Genomic DNA, 20,877 nt, shown 5'->3' with positions numbered 1-20,877 from the left:
TCTAGCGTTGGCCCGGCGCCTGGTCGACGTGCTGTGGGCACTGCTGCGCGACAACCGCCCCTTCGACACCCAGCCCCCGAGCATCAACGGAATCCGAGCTGCGGCTTGACATGGTCATTGAGATTCCTTCGCTCCGAGAGGCTCGAGCACAAGACACCGCGGGGACGAACATCCTGACACGATGTGATGCAGATCACCATTCGATCCGTCCGGCCGGACCGCTCGAAGCGGGCGAGCAGTTCGTGCACGAACCCGGCAGGCGCGACCGGACGGCGGCGAACGGTGTCACCTACGCGGACGACCACGTTGACGGAGCCCCCGCCCAAGCGGGTGTCCCGCATCGTGGACCGCTCAGCCCAGCAGCTTGGTGCGCAGAGCGTCGTCCTTTTCCAGGACCATCTGTTCGAGCCCGGCCTGGAACTGTTCCATGCGGGTGCGCAGGGCGGGGTCGTGGGCGGCGAGGATGCGGGCGGCGAGCAGGCCCGCGTTGCGGGCGCCGCCGATGGAGACGGTGGCGACGGGCACGCCCGCGGGCATCTGGACGATGGACAGCAGCGAGTCCATGCCGTCGAGGTATTTGAGCGGGACCGGCACGCCGATCACCGGGAGCGGGGTGGCGGAGGCGACCATGCCGGGGAGGTGGGCGGCGCCGCCCGCACCGGCGATGATGACCTTCAACCCGCGGGCGGCGGCATCCCGCGCGTAGTCGAGCATGCGCTGCGGGGTGCGATGCGCCGAGACGACGCCCACTTCGAAGCGAATCCCGAACTCCGCCAGCGCTTCCGCGGCGGCCTCCATGGTCGGCCAGTCCGAGTCGCTGCCCATGATCAGGCCGACCGCCGGGGTCATGGCCACTGCTTCACTCATGCGGATCCCATCCGTCGGTCCAAACCGCGTGCGACATCCAGTGCGCCGCCCGCTCCGCCTTCTCCCGAACCTCGGCCACGTCGTCGCCGAGGATGTTGATGTGCCCGATCTTGCGGTCGGGGCGCTCGCCCTTCCCGTACAGGTGCACTTTCGCCTCGGGGAGCCTGGCGAACAGGTGGTGCAGCCGCTCGTCCATCGACATCGCGGGAGCTTGCGGCGCGCCGAGGATGTTCGACATCACGGTCACCGGGGCCAGCGGCGAGGTGTCGCCGAGCGGGTAGTCGAGCACGGCACGCAGATGCTGCTCGAACTGCCCGGTGCGAGCGCCGTCCATCCCCCAGTGCCCGGAGTTGTGCGGACGCATCGCCAGCTCGTTCACCAGCAACTTCCCGTCCGTGGTCTCGAACAGCTCCACCGCCATGACGCCGACGACGCCGAGTTCACCGGCGAGGTTCAACGCCATGGTCTCCGCCGCGGCGGCCGTATCCTCCGGCAGGCCGGGGGCGGGCGCGATGACGACCGCGCACTGGCCTTTGCGCTGCACGGTCTCCACCACCGGCCAGGTCGCCGCCTGCCCGAACGGCGAGCGGGCCACCATCGCCGACAGCTCGCGTGCCAGGTCGATCTTCGCCTCGGCGAGCAACTGGACCCCGTGCGCCAACTGATCGGTGACAATCTGTTCAGCCGCGTCGGCGGATTCCGGCATCCAGACGCCGCGGCCGTCGTAACCGCCGCGCACCGCCTTCAGCACGATCCGCCAGCCGTGCTCGTCACCGAACCGCACGGCGTCGTCCACCGAGGTCACCGCCGTGAACGCGGGCACGGGCAGCCCGAGTCCGCTCAGTTTGGTGCGCATGGCCAGCTTGTCCTGCGCGTAGACCAGAGCCTGTGGGGGCGGCTGCACGTTGACGCCCTCGGCGACCAGCGCCTCCAAGTGCTCGGTCGGCACGTGCTCGTGGTCGAAGGTCAGCGCGTGCGAGCCGACCGCCGCCTTGCGCAGGGCGGTCAGGTCGGTGTGGCTGCCGAGCACCACGTCCGGGCTCACCTGCGCGGCCGGATCCTCGGGGTTCTCCGCGAGCACGCGCAGCCGCTGGCCAAGCGCGATCGCCGCCTGGTGGGTCATGCGCGCCAACTGGCCGCCACCGATCATGGTGACGGTGGGCATTGCCGATGAATCGAAGGAACGTGCGCTCACGTCGGACAATATTGTCATGTCCGGCGCAAATGATGGGTACCGGTACACTCCGGTCTTGTGTCATTCGTCGACGACGTGGTCAGCGTCCTCCCCCAGCCGCTGCAAGATATCGCGTACCGGCATCGGGAACTGATCAAGTTCGCGATCGTCGGCGCGACCACGTTGGTGATCGACAGCGGCATCTTCTACGCGCTGAAGTGGACGGTGCTCGCGGAGAAACCGGTGACGGCCAAGGTGATCTCCGGCGTCATCGCCGTGATTGCGTCTTACATCCTGAATCGGGAATGGTCGTTCAAGCACCGCGGCGGGCGGGAACGTCATCACGAAGCGCTGCTGTTCTTCGGCGTCAGCGGCGTCGGCGTCGTCCTGGCCTTCACGCCGTTGTGGATCTCCAGCTACATCTTCGACCTACGCCAGCCCAACGTGAGTTTCACGGTCGAGAACATCGCCGACTTCATCAGCGCGTTCGTCATCGGCAATCTGCTGCAGATGGCGTTCCGTTTCTGGGCGATGCGCCGCTGGGTCTTCCCGGACGAAATGCGCGAACTGGAAGCGGAATTCGTGGACTTGGTGGAAGAGGAACTCGGCCGCAGCTGAGTCACCGCGGTTCGGGCACCGCCGCGTTCGGCGAACGCGCCTTCGAGGACCCGAGGAACACCGCGAACAGCGCGGGCCTGCGCCGCTGCAATTCCAGCCGCCCGCCGTCCGCCTCGACCAGCGCCCGCGCCAGCGCGAGCCCCACCCCGGTGGAACCGCCCGCGGAGAAGCCTCGATCGAAGATATGCGGCGCGAGCTCGTCACGCACCCCGTGCCCCTCGTCGGCGACCTCTACGCACACCAGCGGCTCCCGGTCGGCGCCCGGCCGCACCTCGCGCACCGACACCGTGCAGGTGCCGCCGCCGTGCATGAGCGCGTTGTCCACCAGCACCGCGACCGCCTCGCGCAGCCGCGAACCCGTGAGCGGCGCGCGCAGCGACTCGTCGCCGGTCAGCGTCAGGGTGCGGCCCGCCTCGGTGAACGGGTGGGTCCACTCGGCGACCACGCCGCGCAACTCCTCCATCACCGGCACCGGATCGCGATCGGCCGCGTCCTCGTCGCGGGACGCGCGGACCAGGTCGTCGATCGCGTCGGTGAGCCGGTCGACCTGGGCCATCGCCTCCTCGGCTTCGTGCACCACCTCCGGATCGGCATGCGCCGACAACTCGTCGAGGCGCAACCGCACGGCGGTCAACCTGCTGCGCAACTGATGGGAGACGTCCGCCACCAGTGCGTGTTCGCGCTGCAGCCGTCCGGCGATCTCCACGGTCGCGGAGTCGAGCACGTCGGAGACCCGATCCAGTTCCGCGATGCCGTGCCTGCGCGAATCGGGCCGGAAATCGCCCATCGCCAGCCGCGCCGCCCGAGCCGCGACATCCCGAAGCGGATCGGCCACCCGCCGGGCGGTGACCACCGCGACCGAGACCGCCGCGCCGAGCGAGGCGAGCACCGCCAGCGCGACCACCGCGACCGCTTGGCGCTGCATGGCGTGCATCGGCGCCGAGGGCACCTCCAGGCGCAGCGAACCGGACGTGCCCATCGACAGCGATTCGACGAGCGGATCGTGCACCTGCGCCACCCCGATGTCGCGGCGGAGGGCGTTGTCCTTCTGCGAGGGATAGACGATGGTGAGCCTGCCGTTCTCGGGCACCAGCGGCGCCACCGACCGGATGTCCAGCTCGCCGAGCACCATGCCGTCGCGCTCCTGCGCGATGATCTCCGCGGCGATCCGGTCCAGCCGGTTCTGCAGGTCGTTGCGGGTGATGTCCTCCACCCACAACCACGCCGTGTAGATGAGCGGCACGCCGAGCACCACCGTGGTGAGGGTCAGCACGGTGAGCATGGAACGCAGGATCCGGCGGCGCACGTCAGTCCGTGTTCAGCCGGAAGCCGACGCCCCGGACGGTGACGATGCGCCGTTCGGCCATGGGCCCCTCGTCGCCGATCTTGCGACGCAGCCAGGACATGTGCATGTCCAAGGTCTTGGACCCGCGCAATTCCGCGTCGCCCCACACCTCGCGCAGGATGGTCTCGCGCGGCACCACTTGGCCCGCCCGGTCGATCAGCACCTTGAGCAGCTCGTATTCCTTGTTGGCCAAACCGATTTCGACGCCGTTGACCAGCACCCGCCGCGCGGCGGGCTCCAGGCGGATGCCGCCGACCTCCACCGTGTCATCACCGATTCCGCTGCGCCGCAGCAGCGCTCGCACCCGGGCGAGCAGCTCGGCCAGGCGGAACGGTTTGCCGACGTAGTCGTCGGCGCCGGCGTCCAGCCCCACCACGAAATCCACCTCGTCGGTGCGAGCGGTGAGCATCAACACCGCCAGATCCGCTCCGCGGGCACGCACCTGACGGCATACCTCCAGCCCGTCCATGCCGGGCAGGCCGAGGTCGAGGATGAGCAGGTCATGACCGCCTTCCAGGGCCCGCTGCAGCACGGCCGGGCCGAAACTCTCGACGGTCACCGAGTAGCCCTCGCGCCCGAGCGCGCGCGACAGCGGGGCGGCGATGGCCTCGTCGTCCTCGGCCAGCAGTACAGCGGTCATACGCCCAGGTTACGGGCTCAGCGGTAGCTGCGATGGTCGTCCCAGCGCTCGTCGCGCCCGTCGCGATGGCGTTCCACCTCGAAAACCTGGTGGTACAGCAGGGCGTGCACCTGCTGTACCGACGGGATGTCGTCGTACTCCAACGGCTCCGAGGAGGACGACTCGATGATCAGCGTTCCGGTGCCGAGCAACCGATCGAACAGCCCGTGCCGGAACTGCACACTGGAGATCCGGCTCATCGGGATGTCGATGCCGCTGTGGGTGATCACGCCCTGGCGCACGAGCACACGCCGGTCGGTGACGATGAAATGCGTCGACTTCCAGGTGACAATCGGTGCGACACAGCGCCATAGGAGAATCCCCAGGTAGACCACGAGCACCGTGACGAGCAGCGCCGACAGTGCCGTGCCCTCGGCCTTGCGTGAGACGAGTCCCCCTGCGAAACCGGCGAGCGCCGTGGCGGCGATGAGCGTCACGATCGGCCAGAAGAGCATCTTCCAATGCGGATGGCGATGGAGCAGCAAGTGTTCCTCCGGCGCCAGCACATCCTCCGGATAACCCATGTCAGGAACACTACCGCCTGAAGATGCCCGAACGGCTGACACCGCAGCGCGTCATGCTGCACAATCGGCAGCCTGCGTGTGACCATTCCGCGCAGGTGCTTCTCCGCTCGATCTGGCTCTGTCCCGCCCGAAGTGCACAGCACGACGCCCGGCTCAGCATCATCGCCGATTCCGACCGTGGAGGAACGCGTGACCGAAGACCTGACCCCGCTGCAAATACTGGCCGAGCTCGAGCCGGTCGCCGAAGAGAATCTCGATCGGCACCTGTCCATGGCGAAGGACTGGAATCCGCACGATTACGTCCCGTGGAGCCAGGGCCGCAATTTCGCCGCCCTGGGCGGCGCGGACTGGGAGCCGGATCAATCGAGACTCAACGAGGTCGCCCGGGTCGCCATGATCACCAATCTGCTCACCGAGGACAACCTGCCCTCCTACCACCGGGAGATCGCGCAGAACTTCTCCGAGGACGGCCCGTGGGGCGCCTGGGTGGACCGCTGGACCGCCGAGGAGAACCGCCACGGCATCGCCATGCGGGACTACCTGGTGGTCACCCGCGGCGTCGATCCGGTCGCCCTGGAAGAGGCCCGGATGATCCACATGAGCACCGGTGTCCAGTCGCCGGACGGGTGGGGCGGATTCCTCGCGAGCATCGCCTACGTCACCTTCCAGGAACTGGCCACCCGCGTCTCGCACCGCAATACGGGCAAGGCGTGCAACGACGCGGTTGCCGATCGGATGCTCCAGCGCATCGCGGCCGACGAGAACCTGCACATGATCTTCTATCGCTCGGTGTGCGGTGCGGCACTGGACCTCGTGCCCGACCAGGCGATGCCCGCGATCACCAGGATTGTGACGAACTTCGTGATGCCCGGCGCCGGGATGCCCAATTTCCGCCGCTACGGCGTGCTCATGGCCAAACACGGCATCTACGACCTGCGCCAGCACTTGGAGGAGGTGCTCCAGCCGGTGTTCAAGCAGTGGAACGTCTTCGACCGCTCCGATTTCGGACCGCGCGGCGAGCAGGCGCGCGACGAACTGGGCGAGTACGTCGAGAAGCTGGGCAAGGACGTGGTCAAGTTCGAGGAGCAGCGCGACCGTGCTCTGGCCCGTGATGCCGCGCGCGGCGTCACCCAGCACGCCTGAGCGCCACTACGCGCGATCCGATCGACAACGGGCGATCCGGAGGAGGCGCGGTCGTGCCGCGCCGCCGAGCGAACCGGGTCAGTATTGGGCGCGCAGGTGCGTCACGTCGCCCGCGGACACCGCTTGGTCGCCGATGAGCAGGCGGCCGTAGTCGTCGACGCCTTCGGCGACGCCGGTCAGCGTCCGTCCCCCGGGCAGCTCGGCGCGCACTTCGGTGCCGATCGTCGCGCACCGTTCCCGGTAGGCGGCGGCCAGCTCGTCGGTCGCCCAGTCCGCGTCGCGCCACGAGGTGAAGCGGCGGGCGAACTCCGTCAGCACCGATCGCACGAGCACCGTGCGATCGGTCTCGCGCGCGCCCGCGATGGTCAGTGAAGTGGCGTGCGGCACCGGCAGTTCTTCTTCGGTGAGACTCACGTTGAGCCCGAGCCCGATCACGACGGCGGGCGCGCCACCCGCGTTCGACGCGACCTCGGCCAGGATGCCCGCCACCTTGCGGCCCTCGATCAGCACATCGTTGGGCCACTTCAGCTCCGCGGCCACGCTCGCCGTCGTCCGCAGCGCGTCCACCACGGCGACGCCGGTCAGCAGTGCCAGCCAGGCGAGCGAGGCCGGCCCGATCCCGGGCAACCGCACCAGCAGCGACATCGCCAGCTGCGCCCGGGGCGGGCTGACCCAGGTGCGCGCGTGCCTGCCGCGCCCCTGCACCTGGGTCTCGGCCAGCAGAACCACGTGGTCGGCGCCCGGATCGGCCGCCTGGGCGATCAGGTCCGCGTTCGTGGACCCGGTCGACTCCACCACGTCGATCCGTGCGAAGAACGACAGCTCGGGCAACTCGAGGGCACTGCGCCGCAACTGCTCTGCATCCAAAGGTGGCCTCTGCACACCGGCAGGCTACTCGCCGCCGGAGCGCTAACCGGCCAGGTCGTATTCGAATACGATCGGGTCGGACGACGCCATGCCCGCACGGTCGCCGCCCTCCCCCTCGGCTTCGACAGTCTCGGCCCAGTACTCGGGCTCGCCGTATTTCGGCGCCGTCTCGGCGGTCCGCGTCCACGCCGCCGCGGCGGCGTACTCGGGGGCCGCCGCGGCGGCGTACTCGGCGAAGGCCCTACCCCATTCCCACATGACGGGCTCCTCCCCTGAGCTCGAAAATCCGTCGCCTCGAGGCTATCCGGAACCCGCCCGTGAACGATACTTGTTTTCCGCCCCGTCAACCCGGCTACCGACCAGGAAGTTTGCGTCGGAAATATGATCTAGCTGCGATTTTCTACTCATGGGTAGCCCGGACTTGGTTAGAAGGAAATGGCTGGTACTGGTTACACTCCGATGCCATGACGAGTGTCCAGCAGCAGCCCGCATCAGGTCCGGCGGGCGACCCCGATATCCACACCACCGCCGGGAAGCTGGCTGACCTGCGGAATCGGCTGGAAGAGGCCAAGCACCCGATGGGTGAGGCCGCGGTCGACAAGGTGCACGCGAAGGGCAAGATGACCGCCCGCGAGCGCATCCTCGCCCTGCTGGACGAAGGCTCCTTCGTGGAACTCGACGCCCTGGCCCGCCATCGCAGCGTGAACTTCGGGCTGGAGAACAACCGCCCGCTCGGCGACGGCGTGGTGACCGGGTACGGCACCATCGACGGCCGCGACGTCTGCATCTTCAGCCAGGACGTCACGGTGTTCGGTGGCAGTCTCGGCGAGGTCTACGGCGAGAAGATCGTCAAGGTGATGGACCTGGCTCTGAAGACCGGCCGCCCGTTGATCGGCATCAACGAGGGCGCGGGCGCGCGCATCCAGGAGGGCGTGGTCTCCCTCGGCCTCTACGGCGAGATCTTCCACCGCAACATCCAGGCCTCGGGCGTGATCCCGCAGATCTCGCTGATCATGGGCCCGGCCGCCGGTGGGCACGTGTACTCCCCCGCGCTGACCGACTTCGTCGTGATGGTCGACGGCACCAGCCAGATGTTCGTCACCGGCCCGGACGTCATCAAGACGGTCACCGGCGAGGACGTCACCATGGAGGACCTGGGCGGCGCGCACACGCACATGACCAAGTCCGGCGTCGCGCACTACGTCGCCTCCGGCGAGCAGGACGCGCTGGACTACGTCAAGGACCTGCTGTCCTACCTGCCGAGCAACAACCGCGCCGAGGCGCCGCGATTCCCGGCCACCGACCCGATCCCCGGCGCGATCGAGGACTCGCTCACCGAGGAGGATCTCGAGCTGGACTCGATCATCCCGGACTCGCCGAACCAGCCCTACGACATGCACGAGGTCATTCGTCGCCTGCTCGACGACGACGAGTTCCTCGAGGTGCAGGCCGAGCGCGCGATGAACGTCATCGTCGGCTTCGGCCGGATCGACGGCCGCAGCGTCGGCATCGTGGCCAACCAGCCCACCCAGTTCGCGGGCTGCCTGGATATCGACGCTTCGGAGAAGGCCGCGCGCTTCGTGCGCACCTGCGACGCGTTCAACGTCCCGATCATCACCCTGGTCGACGTGCCCGGGTTCCTGCCCGGCACCGGGCAGGAGTACAACGGCATCATCCGGCGCGGCGCGAAGCTGCTCTACGCCTACGGTGAGGCCACTGTGGGCAAAATCACGATCATCACCCGCAAGGCCTACGGCGGCGCCTACGACGTCATGGGTTCCAAGCACATGGGCGCCGATGTGAACCTCGCGTGGCCGACTGCTCAGATCGCTGTCATGGGCGCTTCGGGCGCTGTCGGATTCGTCTACCGCAAGCAGCTGCAGCAGGCCGCCAAAGACGGCCAAGACGTCGATGCGCTGCGGCTCGAGCTCCAGAACGAGTACGAGGACACGCTCGTGAACCCGTACGTCGCCGCCGAGCGCGGTTACGTGGACGCGGTGATCCCGCCGTCGCACACCCGCGGCCAGATCGTGTCCGCGCTGCGACTGCTCGAACGCAAGATGGTGACCCTTCCGCCGAAGAAACACGGCAACATCCCGCTGTGATCGAGCGATACGCTCGATAGGCCGCGCACAAAGGGTGGCGTCGGACTCGGTAGCACTTACCCTGGCGTGTACCGCCTTGTTGCAAAGACGCAACGAGTGAATCCGAGGATGATCGCTTCATCCATAGCTTGTCGGAAAACGGGAACAGCCTGATCAGTTCATCTGATTCGAGGCGAAGAGAGGACCTGGCACTGTGACGACCGTGGCAGAAGAAGATGTGTTGAGCGCCGTCGAACTGGATCTCACAGTCGACCCGATCACGGACGAGGTCGGTGCGCCCACCTCGAACGCGGCCGCGCTACCCGCCGAGGCCACCGCTGAACCGTTCTTCCGCGTCGTGAAGGGCTCGCCCACCGACGAGGAACTCGCCGCGCTGGTGTGCGTGCTGTCCGCGGCCGCGAACGGCACCGCGCAGACCGGCCCCGCGGGCCCGCCCGACATGTGGGGCCGTCCCACGCTGATGCATCGCGGCGCGTCGCCGTTCTCCCCGTACGCCTTCCCGCAGCTGTCCCACCTGCGCGGGTGACGCGGCTGATCCTGGCTTCCGCGTCCCCGGCCCGCCGGGAGGTGCTCCGTTCGGCGGGCATCGACCCGATCGTCCGGGTCTCCGCCGTGGACGAGGACGCGGTCGCCGCCGCCCTCCCGGAGGGCACGCCACCCCAGGTGGTCGTGGTGGAACTCGCGCGTGCCAAAGCGGCCGCCGTGGTCGCCGGCATCCCGGAGTCCGCCGCCGATTGCGTTGTGGTCGCCTGCGATTCCATGCTGCTCGTCGACGGCGAGTTGCAGGGCAAGCCGCACACACCGGAGGTCGCCCGCGCTCGGTGGGGTGACATGGCCGGGCGCAGCGCTGATCTCGTCACCGGTCACTGCGTGGTGCGGATGCGCGACGGGCAGATCACCGCCGAGGCGGTCGACTGCAGCAGCACCACCGTGCATTTCGCCAAGCCGGAGCCGGACGAACTGGACGCCTACATCGCGACCGGAGAGCCGCTCCAGGTGGCGGGCGCGTTCACCCTCGACGGGCTCGGCGGCTGGTTCGTCGACCGCATCGATGGTGACCCGTCCAGCGTCATCGGCATCGGGCTACCACTGCTGCGCCGACTGCTTGGCGATGTTGGGATCAGCGTTACGCAACTGTGGGGCCACACGGCCTGAGGGCGGCGCGGTGACGGTCTCGGCGTCGCCGCCCGCGGGCACCGTCCTTTCGTCGAGCCTGGCCGCCCCGGCGGTCGCCTCGCGCTGCGCGGCGATGAGTTCCAGTCGGGCCACGCACAATTCCGGCTCGACGAAAGGATGCATCCGCACGTCGATCGCGCCGCGCGCGCCGCCCCGGTCGAGCACCTCTTCGAGCAGACCCAGGTGCACACCGCACACCACCTCGGAGTGCGTCCGCGCGAGCTCGCGCAGCGGACACGCCGTCAACCGGATCAGCACCTTCCCCTCGGTCTCCGGGGACGGATCGCGCTCGGGCGCGAAACCCAGTTCCGACATCAACGTCATCGTGAGGTCTTTGGCGTCCTCCAGCGACTCGACCCGGTGGTCACCGACGTCGAGTCTCGTGCCCCAGGCACGGCCCGCCGCGATCGCGGCCTCGGATCTGCGCCGCGGATCAGGGCCGAGCTGATCGGCGAGCACCTGCGCCAGATCCTGGTAGCCGACCGATCGCTGCACCGCGCTGTACCCGATGCGCGGACGTCCGCGACCGCGCGGCGGCTGCTGGAACTGCCGGACGAGGGATTCCCTGGTGAGCACGTCGAGATGGAAACGAACCGTCGTGACGTGCTGTCCGGTGATTCTGGCCAGTTCCTGGGCGTCGAGAGGCTCGCTGGCGCCACGTAGGATCGCGAGCAGTCGCCGCCGCGGCCAAGAATCGGACATAGCTCACCCCTCCTCCCGGGAGACTTTATCGGATGTAGGTGCCCTTTATTCGGCCCTCATCCGATTTGTGATCTGAAACGACAGTCACTAACGCCTCACACCTACCATCGCTGTGAGACCTCGAACCGTGCCACCGCCGTCCACCCATGCGTGAAGGAACCGACACCGTGCCCGTCGCCCCGGACCCTCATCCCTCGCTCGGTCTCTACGCACATCCTCACCGACTAGTAACCACGGAGTGGCTGTCGGCAAACATAGGCGCGCGGGGACTCAAGATCATCGAGGCCAACGAGGACACGCTGCTCTACGACATCGGGCACGTTCCGGGCGCCACCAAACTGGATTGGCGAAGCGATCTGAACGATCCGGTCACGCGCGACTATATCGACGGAACCCGCTTCACCGAACTCATGCGCGCCAAGGGGATAGAACTCGACGACACGGTCGTGATCTACGGGGACCGGAGCAACGCGCAGGCGGCGCACGCGGCGTGGGTGTTCACCCTGTTCGGGCACGAGGACGTGCGGCTGCTCGACGGCGGGCGCGCGGCGTGGATCTCCGAGGGGCGCGACACGACTTTCGAACCGGACTATCCGGTGCGCAGCGCCTACCCGGCCGTACGCCGCGACGACGGCACCTACCGGGCCTTCCGGGAGGACGTGCTCGCCCACCTCGGCAAACCGGTGATCGACGTGCGCTCGCCCGAGGAGTACTCCGGCGCGCGCACCATGGAGCCGGCCGATCCCGAGGACGCGGCGCTGCGCGGCGGCCACATTCCCAGCGCGTCGAACGTCCCGTGGAACGAGGCGCTCACCGCCGACGGACGCTTCCGTGCGCGGGACGAACTCGACGCGGTCTATAGCGCGTTGACCGGCGCGGAGGCCGTGATGGTCTACAGTCGAGTCGGCGTGCGATCCAGTCACAGCTGGTTCGTCCTGACCTATTTGCTCGGGCGCCATGGCGTGCGCAACTACGACGGTTCCTGGACCGAGTGGGGCAACTCGGTGCGGATGCCCATCGCCAAGGGGTACGACCCCGGCGAGGTACCCGCGCGCGGTGGTACCCGGCGCACCCGGAGCAGGTAGTCGGGGTGCGGTCCCAAACACAGATCGCGTACGTTGTGATCTGCGACCTACTGTTGAGTAGGTCTAGCCGAGTTCGGCGTCTGTTGGCAGACTGCCTACACTCGCCCGAGACGTAAGTTTGTCGATTACGGGAGCGGAGCCCACGCAGCGACCATCCCCGGCGAAGCGACCAGAAGAATGCACACAGGAGGCTCAGTGCCCAGCCATGCCAGCGCGCGGATCACGAAGGTACTCGTAGCTAACCGAGGCGAGATCGCCGTGCGCGTTATCCGGGCGGCCAAGGACGCCGGTATCGGCAGCGTCGCGGTCTACGCCGAGCCGGACGCCGACGCTCCGTTCGTCAAGCTCGCCGACGAGGCCTTCGCCCTGGGTGGGCAGACCTCGGCCGAGTCGTACCTGGTGTTCGACAAGATCCTCGACGCCGCGGCCAAGTCCGGCGCCGACGCCATCCACCCCGGCTACGGCTTCCTGTCCGAGAACGCCGACTTCGCCCAGGCCGTCATCGACGCCGGGCTGATCTGGATCGGCCCCTCCCCCCAGTCCATCCGCGACCTCGGTGACAAGGTCACCGCGCGGCACATCGCCGAGCGCGCGAAAGCGCCGATGGCCGCGGGCACCAAGGACCCGGTCAAGGACGCGAACGAGGTCGTCGAGTTCGCGAAGACCTACGGCGTGCCGGTGGCCATCAAGGCGGCCTTCGGCGGCGGCGGACGCGGCATGAAGGTCGCGCACTCCATCGAGGAGATCCCGGAGCTGTACGACTCGGCCGTGCGTGAGGCGACCGCGGCGTTCGGTCGTGGCGAGTGCTTCGTCGAGCAGTACCTGGACAAGGCCCGCCACGTCGAGGCGCAGGTCATCGCCGACAAGCACGGCAACGTCATCGTCGCGGGCACCCGCGACTGCTCGCTGCAGCGGCGCTTCCAGAAGCTCGTCGAGGAGGCCCCCGCGCCGTTCCTGTCCGACGAGGTCCGCGCGAAGATTCACGCCTCCGCCAAGGCCATCTGCAAGGAAGCCGGCTACTACGGCGCGGGCACCGTCGAGTACCTGGTGCAGGGCGAAACGGTCTCCTTCCTCGAGGTGAACACCCGTCTGCAGGTGGAGCACCCGGTCACCGAGGAGACCGCGGGCATCGACCTGGTGCGCCAGCAGTTCCGCATCGCCAACGGCGAGAAGCTGGAAATCACCGAGGACCCGACGCCGCGCGGTCACTCCTTCGAGTTTCGCATCAACGGCGAGGACGCCGGCCGCGGCTTCCTGCCCGCCCCCGGCCCGGTCACCGTGTACAAGGAGCCCGCCGGTCCCGGCGTGCGCGTGGACTCCGGCGTGGTGGCCGGCAGCGTGATCGGCGGACAGTTCGACTCGATGCTGGCCAAGCTCATCGTCACCGGCGAGAACCGCACCCAGGCGCTGGAGCGGGCGCGGCGCGCACTGGCCGAGTACGAGGTCGACGGCCTGGCCACGGTCATCCCGTTCCACCGGGCGATCGTCGAGGACCCGGCGTTCATCGGTGACGGCGAGAAGTTCGACGTCTACACCAAGTGGATCGAGAACGAGTGGGTCAACACCGTCGAGCCGTTCGCGGGCGCGGGCGCCCCGGACGACGAGGACGAGGACCTGCCGCGGCAGAAGGTCGTCGTCGAGGTCGGTGGACGCCGGGTCGAGGTGTCGCTGCCCGGTAGCTTCACCGTCGGGGCCGGTGCGGCCGGCGCGGCGGGCAACGGCGCGGGTGTGATCCGCAAGAAGCCCAAGCCGCGCAAGCGTGGCGGCGCGGGCGGCGGCGCGGCCTCCGGTGACGCGGTCACCGCTCCCATGCAGGGCACCGTCGTCAAGGTCGCCGTCGAAGAGGGCCAGACGGTCGAGGCGGGCGATCTGATCGTGGTACTCGAGGCCATGAAGATGGAGAACCCGGTCAACGCCCACAAAGCCGGCGTCGTCACCGGCCTGTCCGTCGAGGCGGGCGCGGCGATCACCCAGGGAACGGTTCTCGCGGAGATCAAGTAGCACCTGGCGTAAAGCGTCGCGGAGCGGGCACAGGACGACGAGGTCCGTGCCCGCTCTCGCTGTTCACGCGGCGGTCCCTCCGTCGTCATGCGAGCTGCCTCCGCCGGACCGGATCCGCACACCAGGGTGTCGTATCGTGATCCGGTGACCAGCTCGACAAGCGTCTCCCCCGTCGCGGAGGTGATCCGCGCGCGCCGCGCCACCGGCGGCCGCGCCGACGGTCACCGCCTGGCGCTGGTGGTGGAGGGCGGCGGCAGCCGTGGGGTGTACTCCAGCGGCATGGTGTCCGCACTGGAGGAACTCGGCCTCGCAGGGGTGTTCGACGCGGTGTACGGCACGTCGGCGGGCGCGATCAACGGCGCCTGGCTGCTGTGCGGGCGCGCGATCCCCGGCATGCGTTCGTGGACCGATCCGACGATCATGCGCCGGGCCATCGACCCGGCCCGTCTCCTGCGCGGACGTCCCGCGTTCGATCTGCGGTATCTCGTGCACCAGGTGTACGACGGCATCGAACCGATGGATTTCGACGCGATCCTGGCCAACTCCACGACGTTCCATCCGATCGCCACCGACATCCGGACCGGGCAGGCGGTCGACCTGCATCCGCACATCACCGACAAGCGCACGCTCATGCGCGCGCTGCGGGCGTCGGCGGGCCTGCCCCTTCTGGCCGGGCCGCCGGTCGTTCTGGGGGCCTCGGCCTACTTCGACGGCGGTCTCTCCGAGACGGTGCCGATCCGCACCGCGGTCCAGGCGGGCGCAACGCACGCCTTGGTCCTGCGTACCCGGCGGGTGGACGAGCGGCGCCCGCCCGCTTCGCGGCTGCATCAGATCGTCGGCGGCGGCTATCTGCGCGCCGTGGCCCCGGGCGCGTACCGGGCCTGGATCGAGCGCCCCGGCCAGCAGGACATCGAGGACCGGGCGCTCGCCGCACTGGGCGAGTCCGTCCTCCAGATCCACCCGCCGCCCGGCTCTCCCGACATCGACAGCGCCGCCCGCGACACCACCCTGCTGGCCGCGGCTCTCCAGATCGGCCGTCGAGCCGTCCTAGACGCGCTCTCCGCGGTCCTCCCGGCCGTCTGACCTGACTTTCCGTTCGGCGACTCAGCCCAGGTGGACCCGGACGCCGTTCGACAGGACGAAGTCGTGGAGTTCGAGGTGGTCGGGCGTGGCGGACGGGGGCAGGTCGAAAACGAGTTTCGTGGTGGCGGACTGGCCCGGACGCAGCTCGAAAGAGTAGCCGAGGCGCTGCTGGGTGTTCTGCCACATGGTTGCGGTGGCGTTGTGGTCGAAGGGCGTGTTCTGCTCGTCCACGAGGCGCTGGCCCAGGGGCAGAAACCACTTCGTCTCGTCGGAGATATTGCGAACGTCCAGCGTGACGATCAGGAACGAGCCCGCGGCCGTTTGCAGTCCGATTCGGGAAACGCCCGTGTCGACCTTCGTCACGACGAACTCGAATTTGCCGTCGCGCACGGCACTGCCCACCGGCGCTACGGCCGCCGCGTCGGGCAGGGGCTCGTCCCGGCCCGGTCCCGGATGCTCCACCGCTACTGCCGAGGGCGGCGACGTGGGCGCGGGTGAGCCGGAGTCGCCGGTCCTGGTACCCGCCGCGATCAAGGCGACGCAGCCGGCCGCGAACGCGAACGGCGCGAGGAACACGACGATCAGCGCGCTGATCATCTTCGACAGGAGACTTCGGCGGCGTCGCGGCCGCCGACGGGGGACCGGGCTGCGGGGACGCCGTTGCGCGATCGAGGAATACCCCGGAGGTTGGACCGCTGGAAAGACCTTTCGCGCCGGCGCGCCGTTCTGCCGAGACGGCGGCGCTAGGGGTGACGGGACGCGTGCCCGCAGTGCGAGCAACCGCCCCTGCCGACCCTGCTGTCCGCGCCAAGCGGTTCCAGCGGCGTACACCCCGTTCTGATACCAGCGCCGGACGGCTGGATACGGCTGCCGCACAAGGGGATAACCGCTGGCCGCGCGCACCTGCTGCTGAGGGGCAGGTCCGTGCACTGACGAAGCCGGATTCGGAACGCGCTGTCCGGGAACAGGGTTTGGTAGGGCCGCGGCCTGGGGCCAGTCGAGCCTCGTCGCCACGAGCGTCGGGGTCGGACCTGGCTCCGGCATCACTTCGGTCGGGGCGGGCGTCGGCTTCGGCTTCGAATCCGCGGGTTCCTGGGGAGCGACGGGCCGAGGACCCGACTGCTGCGAGTAATCGCTCCGCGCAGCCGGATTCGCCGGACCACGGTCCTCGGAACGATGCGCGTTTGCCCGTGGGGCCTCAGGCTCTGCGGACGCCCCGGCGGTCAGTGGCTTCGTGGACGGTCGGCCCGATCCGGAGGGCGGCGGCACGGCTCGGGACTCCGCGACGCCGATCGCGAGGCGGGCGGCCGCGGCGAATTCCCCTGCTGTGGGGAATCTTTCACTCGGCTCCTTGGCCAGACCGCGGGCGATGACGGCGTCGAGCGCGGCGGGCACCCCGGCGCGCACCGAACCGGCCCGTGGGGCAGGCGCCATCAAATGGGCGTGCATCTGCTGCGCGGGATCGGTGTCGCCGTAGAGCCGGGAGCCGGTGAGGCATTCGTAGAGCACGCAGGCCAGCGAGTAGACGTCGGCGCGCCCGTCCACCGCCCCGGTGAACCGTTCCGGGGCCATGTACGCGAGGGTGCCGATCGCCATGCCGGTGGTGGTCACGGCCGTCCGGCCGAGCCCGTGCACGATGCCGAAGTCGATCAGATAGGTGAAGCCGCTCGGGTGGACGACGATGTTCGACGGTTTGACATCGCGGTGTACCAGCCCGGCCCGGTGCGCGACGTCCAGCGCGGCGGCGACGTGTCCGATGATGCCGACCGCCACGGCCGGCGGCATGGGGCCCTCGGCCACCAGCTTGCCCGCCAAGTCGGAGCCCTCGACGAACTGCATGTCGATGTAGAGGCGGCCGTCGATCTCGCCGAAGCGGTGGATGCGCGGCACGTGTGGGTCGCGCAACCGCGCCACCGCTTCGGCTTCGCGCTCGAAGCGCTTGCGGTATCCCTCCGCGGCCGCGAGTTCGGCGGGCAGGAGTTTCAACGCCACCCGGCGCGCCGCCACCGTGTCGTACGCCAGCCACACTTGACCCATGCCGCCCTTGCCGAGCAAGCGCTCCAGCCGGTAACCCCCGAATCGCACCTCCCCCATCGCGAACCTCCAGTCACCGTTGACGTCCGGTCGACCCGGCCTCCACCTGCGGCGGGAACTCCGGGAAACACCAGATCACCGCGCGAATGCCGAAGAACGTGGCCTCTTTCGGAGCGTAACCGCACCCCGCGTCGCGCACCACTGTGTGCTCGACGACAGTCCGTCAAGCCCGCCTACTTGCCGGGTTTGGGCTTGTTTTTGTCCCTGCCGTTGCCCTGGTCCGCATTGCCGGGCTTGTCCCGGTCACGCTTGTCGCCACCCGAGCTGTGCTGCTCGGGAGCGTTCTCGACGTTCCCCACGGCGACACCGCCGGGAGCCGGAAGCCAACTGGCACGGCCCGTCGCCAGCGGAGTACAGGTCAGCAGGAGGCCGTCCACGGTGACACTGTCCACGTCCGCCACCGGATCACACGGCTGCCCGGCGCCGGGCAGGACCAAGGTGGGCGCCGAGATCGGCACAGGCGCCCGCGTGGCCGGGACGTGCGACGGCAATGTCGATTGTGTCGCGTGGTCCTGTTCGGAAGGGGGAGCCGAAGCGGTTGCCGAGCCCGCGTCGGCCATTTCCGGCCGTCCGAGCCACAGCGCCCCGGCCACCGCCACGACGAGCGTCCCGAAAGCCGCCAGAGCCAGACGCGGTCCGATGGACATGCGCGCCTCGGACGAGACGCCGGTCCTGGCCGTCGCACGCGGCGGCGGCAGCACGAAAGTCGGCGACGAAGGCGCGAGTTCGACCGTGGTCGCGTCTCGACCTGTCACGGCCGCGTACCCGGCCGAGGCCAATTCCCCCGCGCTGGAGAACCGCCGGCTCGGGTCCTTCGCCATACCGCGTGCGATCACCGCGTCCAGCTCCGGCGGCACGGCGGGGTTGAGCGTGGAGGCGAGCGGTGGGGTCTGCATGAGGTGGGCGCGCAACAGCCGCGGTGGGTCGCCGTCGTCGAACGGTCGTCGTCCGGTGACGCACTCGTAGAGCACGCAGGCCAGCGAATACTGGTCGGACCGGGGCACCGCCGCCCCCTCGAACCGCTCCGGCGCCATGTAGGCAAGGGTGCCGACCACATTGCCGGTGGCGGTGATCGCGGGCTGGTCGCTGCGGTGCGCGGTGCCGAAGTCGATCAGGTAGACCGCGTCGTCGGGGGTCACCATGATGTTGGACGGCTTCACGTCGCGGTGCACCAGGCCCGCACGATGCGCCGCGTCGAGCGCGGTGGCGGTCTGCGCCACGATCTCGATCGCACGCTCGGGTTCCAGCCGCCCCTCGCGCCGCAGCAGCGCGGCCACGTCACAGCCTTCGACGAACTCCATATCGATGTAGAGGCGACCGTCGAGTTCGCCGAAGGAATGGATCGGCACCAGGTGCGGCCCGCGCACCTGGGCCGCGAGCCGAGCCTCCCTGGTGAATCGCTGTCGGAATCTCGTATCCGCCGCATACGCGGGGGCCAAAACCTTCAATGCGACGGCACGGTCGGCGGTGGTGTCGTGCGCGAGCCAGACCTCGCCCATGCCGCCGCTACCTAGCAACCGATCGAGGCGGTAGTGGCCGAACCACAGCTCGCCCATGTCGACAGAACCTCCCGCTAGCCTCTTCCTCATGACCGAACTACCCGAAATCCGCATCGGCACCCCGAATGGCGCGAAATTCGCGCCGCGGCCATCCGATCATGTCGCAGCGAGGCCGCCGCGCGTCGCGGAATTCGACCGAGCGGTCACGGGGGCGCCGGTCTCATCGGGTGGCGGGCGCGGCGCAACGGGCGGATGCTGATGGAGCCGGTCGAGATCAACGCGGGTGCCTGGTATCTGCGCGCCCTGCGTGCCGACGACCGGATCGATGACCGTCCCGCTCTGGCCGCGGGCGGGATCACCGAGCCGGACTACGTCGCCCGGCGCAGTGCCGGCTGGGCGGAGGAGACGTGTTTCTCCTGGGCGGTGTGCGAACCGACGACGGCCGAGCTGGTGGCCGAGATCGCGGTGACGCCGATGGGCGACGGCACCGCGAACGTGACCGGATGGGCTCGCCCCGCCTACGAAACCGCCCTGGACGCGGGACTGGCTTCCGTCCGCCGTTTCGTCGAAGGCGGTTTGGGGCTGCGGCCGGTCGTCGCTTGACCACGGACCAGCGTGTCCGGCGCGCTCTACTCGCGCGAAAGGCGCACCGAAAGACGGACGAGGTCAGCGCATGACACCGGTGTGCCCGGTGGAATAGCGTCCTGGTTGCGGCCAGATGGTGAGCCCGTGCGGCCCCTTGCCGACGGGAATGCGCGCCAGCAGCGTCCAATTGACGATGTCGATGGCGTACACCTCGCCGTGGTGGCGGCCGGACGCCCAGAAAACACGCCCGTCCGCGGAGATATTGCCCATGTCGGGACTGCCGCCCGCGGGCACGAACCACTTGTACACCAGCCCGTTCGCCGCGAAATCCCACACCGAGATGCTGCCTTCGTGCCGGTTGGTGATGAGCATCTGCGTGGAGTCGCGGGTGACGTAGAGCCCGTGGGTTCCCTTACCGGTCGGCACGAACCCGGTGTTCTCGAAGGTGTGCGCGTCGAAGAGGTAGATGCCGTCGGCGGCCATGTCGGCGACGAAGAAGGTGTGCCCGTCCGGAGAGAGCTTCACATCCTGCGGCTTGCCCGAGGGTCCGCCCGGCAGGTCGATCACCTTGACGATCCTGCGCTCGGCCACGTCGAAAGCCAGCATCCGGCCGATGAATTCGCACGACGCGAGGGCGAAACGGCCGTCGGCGGTGAAGTCCATGTGGTCGACGCCCGCGCAGTCGGGGACCGCCAAAGCGTGCATCTTCTGCCAGGTCCGCGGGTCGTAGAAGTCCAGCGACTTGTCCGCCTCGGCGACGACGAGCGCGTACCGGCCGTCCGGGGTGTAGTACATGTTGTACGGATCGCGCACGGGGAAGGGTTCGCCCGGCCTCCCCGTCCGCGGATCGATCGGCAGCAGGCTGCCGCCGCCCAACGGCAGGTCGTTGGTGACGTAGAGCGTCTGCATGTCGTAGGAGGGGACGACATGCTGCGGCTCCGAACCGCCCGCGGGGAAGGTGTCGATCACCTGGAAGGTGTCCGGATCGATCACCGAGACCGTGTTCGACTGGCTGTTGGGCACGTAGACCAAGGGGCGATGGTCGGCCACGGCGGGGCTGAGTTCGCGGTTGGCCGCGTACACGTCGTTCGGTGAGAGCGGGGGCGGCATCCCGGGCAGCAGATCGGTCATGTGCGGTGGGAACGCGACGGTGGTGGGTGCGGCCACGGTGGTCGTGGCCGCCCGGCCTTCCTCGGTGCCCACCGTGCCCGCGTCACTGGCGGCGCAGCCCGCCACCGCCGAGAGCACGACGAGAGGGATCACGAGGTGGGGCGCGCAGCATCGATACGTGCGCTGCCGGTTCACGCGCCGCACCTGCTCGCAGAGTGGT

At 69.0% G+C, this 20,877-nt stretch carries 20 protein-coding genes; 9 read left to right on the top strand and 11 right to left on the bottom strand.

The window, feature by feature from the left end; translation table 11 throughout:
* Nucleotides 1–351 precede the first annotated feature (351 nt).
* Both purE and GVY39_RS11005 read right to left on the bottom strand, forming a co-directional pair.
* A complete protein-coding gene (gene purE, locus GVY39_RS11010) occupies nucleotides 352–867 on the bottom strand; it encodes a 5-(carboxyamino)imidazole ribonucleotide mutase (RefSeq protein ID WP_201295360.1) in 516 nt (171 codons plus the stop codon).
* Nucleotides 860–2,080 (bottom strand): 5-(carboxyamino)imidazole ribonucleotide synthase, encoded by a 1,221-nt coding sequence (locus tag GVY39_RS11005; RefSeq protein ID WP_159929318.1) that lies wholly within the window; start codon nucleotides 2,078–2,080, stop codon nucleotides 860–862. Before GVY39_RS11005 ends, purE begins: the two co-directional genes overlap by 8 nt.
* A gap of 39 nt (nucleotides 2,081–2,119) precedes the next feature.
* On the opposite strand from GVY39_RS11005, the gene GVY39_RS11000 reads away from it, so the two are divergent.
* On the top strand, nucleotides 2,120–2,659 hold the full coding sequence (locus GVY39_RS11000; protein ID WP_159929320.1) for a GtrA family protein: 540 nt from the start codon (nucleotides 2,120–2,122) through the stop codon (nucleotides 2,657–2,659).
* Between the two features lies 1 nt (nucleotide 2,660).
* Here the strand turns inward: GVY39_RS11000 and GVY39_RS10995 are convergent, their stop codons facing one another.
* The 3 genes from GVY39_RS10995 to GVY39_RS10985 are packed head-to-tail and all read right to left on the bottom strand — an operon-like array spanning nucleotide 2,661 to nucleotide 5,207.
* On the bottom strand, nucleotides 2,661–3,965 hold the full coding sequence (locus GVY39_RS10995; RefSeq protein WP_159929322.1) for a HAMP domain-containing sensor histidine kinase: 1,305 nt from the start codon (nucleotides 3,963–3,965) through the stop codon (nucleotides 2,661–2,663).
* Between the two features lies 1 nt (nucleotide 3,966).
* Nucleotides 3,967–4,644: a response regulator transcription factor gene (locus tag GVY39_RS10990; RefSeq protein ID WP_159929324.1), complete on the bottom strand. Its 678-nt coding sequence runs from the start codon at nucleotides 4,642–4,644 to the stop codon at nucleotides 3,967–3,969.
* Nucleotides 4,645–4,661: 17 nt separating this feature from the next.
* Nucleotides 4,662–5,207: a PH domain-containing protein gene (locus GVY39_RS10985; protein WP_159929335.1), complete on the bottom strand. Its 546-nt coding sequence runs from the start codon at nucleotides 5,205–5,207 to the stop codon at nucleotides 4,662–4,664.
* 189 nt (nucleotides 5,208–5,396) lie between these two features.
* Here GVY39_RS10985 and GVY39_RS10980 point away from each other — a divergent pair, with 189 nt between their 5' ends.
* Nucleotides 5,397–6,350, top strand: a complete 954-nt coding sequence (locus GVY39_RS10980; RefSeq protein ID WP_159929337.1) for an acyl-ACP desaturase — start codon at nucleotides 5,397–5,399, stop codon at nucleotides 6,348–6,350.
* Nucleotides 6,351–6,428: 78 nt separating this feature from the next.
* On the opposite strand, the gene GVY39_RS10975 is transcribed toward GVY39_RS10980, so the two are convergent.
* A complete protein-coding gene (locus GVY39_RS10975; RefSeq protein WP_236565686.1) occupies nucleotides 6,429–7,232 on the bottom strand; it encodes a biotin--[acetyl-CoA-carboxylase] ligase in 804 nt (267 codons plus the stop codon).
* Between the two features lie 27 nt (nucleotides 7,233–7,259).
* Nucleotides 7,260–7,475 (bottom strand): hypothetical protein, encoded by a 216-nt coding sequence (locus tag GVY39_RS10970; protein ID WP_159929339.1) that lies wholly within the window; start codon nucleotides 7,473–7,475, stop codon nucleotides 7,260–7,262.
* A 206-nt stretch (nucleotides 7,476–7,681) separates the two neighbouring features.
* Here GVY39_RS10970 and GVY39_RS10965 point away from each other — a divergent pair, with 206 nt between their 5' ends.
* From GVY39_RS10965 to GVY39_RS10955, 3 genes are all read left to right on the top strand, one after another.
* Nucleotides 7,682–9,322 (top strand): acyl-CoA carboxylase subunit beta, encoded by a 1,641-nt coding sequence (locus tag GVY39_RS10965; protein ID WP_159929341.1) that lies wholly within the window; start codon nucleotides 7,682–7,684, stop codon nucleotides 9,320–9,322.
* 193 nt (nucleotides 9,323–9,515) lie between these two features.
* A complete protein-coding gene (locus GVY39_RS10960) occupies nucleotides 9,516–9,848 on the top strand; it encodes an acyl-CoA carboxylase subunit epsilon (RefSeq protein ID WP_159929343.1) in 333 nt (110 codons plus the stop codon).
* Nucleotides 9,845–10,477, top strand: coding sequence for a nucleoside triphosphate pyrophosphatase (locus GVY39_RS10955; RefSeq protein ID WP_159929345.1), 633 nt, complete (start codon nucleotides 9,845–9,847; stop codon nucleotides 10,475–10,477). The genes GVY39_RS10960 and GVY39_RS10955 overlap by 4 nt, the downstream gene beginning before the upstream one ends.
* Here the strand turns inward: GVY39_RS10955 and GVY39_RS10950 are convergent.
* Nucleotides 10,406–11,200 (bottom strand): metalloregulator ArsR/SmtB family transcription factor, encoded by a 795-nt coding sequence (locus GVY39_RS10950; RefSeq protein ID WP_159929347.1) that lies wholly within the window; start codon nucleotides 11,198–11,200, stop codon nucleotides 10,406–10,408. The two genes, GVY39_RS10955 and GVY39_RS10950, sit on opposite strands and share 72 nt — an antisense overlap.
* 167 nt (nucleotides 11,201–11,367) lie before the next feature.
* Between GVY39_RS10950 and GVY39_RS10945 the strand changes: the two genes are divergently transcribed.
* From GVY39_RS10945 to GVY39_RS10935, 3 genes are all read left to right on the top strand, one after another.
* Nucleotides 11,368–12,285: a sulfurtransferase gene (locus GVY39_RS10945; RefSeq protein ID WP_159929373.1), complete on the top strand. Its 918-nt coding sequence runs from the start codon at nucleotides 11,368–11,370 to the stop codon at nucleotides 12,283–12,285.
* A 195-nt stretch (nucleotides 12,286–12,480) separates the two neighbouring features.
* Nucleotides 12,481–14,286 (top strand): acetyl/propionyl/methylcrotonyl-CoA carboxylase subunit alpha, encoded by a 1,806-nt coding sequence (locus GVY39_RS10940; protein ID WP_159929349.1) that lies wholly within the window; start codon nucleotides 12,481–12,483, stop codon nucleotides 14,284–14,286.
* A gap of 144 nt (nucleotides 14,287–14,430) precedes the next feature.
* Nucleotides 14,431–15,369: a patatin family protein gene (locus GVY39_RS10935; RefSeq protein ID WP_223518591.1), complete on the top strand. Its 939-nt coding sequence runs from the start codon at nucleotides 14,431–14,433 to the stop codon at nucleotides 15,367–15,369.
* Nucleotides 15,370–15,390: 21 nt separating this feature from the next.
* On the opposite strand, the gene GVY39_RS10930 is transcribed toward GVY39_RS10935, so the two are convergent.
* Nucleotides 15,391–17,463 (bottom strand): serine/threonine-protein kinase, encoded by a 2,073-nt coding sequence (locus GVY39_RS10930; RefSeq protein ID WP_159929353.1) that lies wholly within the window; start codon nucleotides 17,461–17,463, stop codon nucleotides 15,391–15,393.
* 173 nt (nucleotides 17,464–17,636) lie between these two features.
* The gene (locus GVY39_RS10925; RefSeq protein ID WP_159929355.1) at nucleotides 17,637–19,019 is read right to left on the bottom strand and encodes a serine/threonine-protein kinase; all 1,383 of its coding nucleotides are present in this window, start codon (nucleotides 19,017–19,019) and stop codon (nucleotides 17,637–17,639) included.
* A 201-nt stretch (nucleotides 19,020–19,220) separates the two neighbouring features.
* Between GVY39_RS10925 and GVY39_RS10920 the strand changes: the two genes are divergently transcribed.
* Complete coding sequence (locus GVY39_RS10920) at nucleotides 19,221–19,565, top strand: hypothetical protein (RefSeq protein ID WP_159929357.1); 345 nt, start codon at nucleotides 19,221–19,223, stop codon at nucleotides 19,563–19,565.
* A gap of 63 nt (nucleotides 19,566–19,628) precedes the next feature.
* Here the strand turns inward: GVY39_RS10920 and GVY39_RS10915 are convergent, their stop codons facing one another.
* Entirely contained in the window at nucleotides 19,629–20,810 is a 1,182-nt protein-coding gene (locus GVY39_RS10915) for a YncE family protein (RefSeq protein ID WP_236565687.1), read from the bottom strand.
* Nucleotides 20,811–20,877 lie beyond the last annotated feature (67 nt).

This window comes from Nocardia sp. CY15 (genome assembly GCF_009829295.1).
Taxonomy (GTDB): domain Bacteria; phylum Actinomycetota; class Actinomycetes; order Mycobacteriales; family Mycobacteriaceae; genus Nocardia; species Nocardia sputi.
The sequence above is the reverse complement of the archived record's forward strand: the minus strand, read 5'-3'. Positions and strand labels throughout refer to the sequence as shown.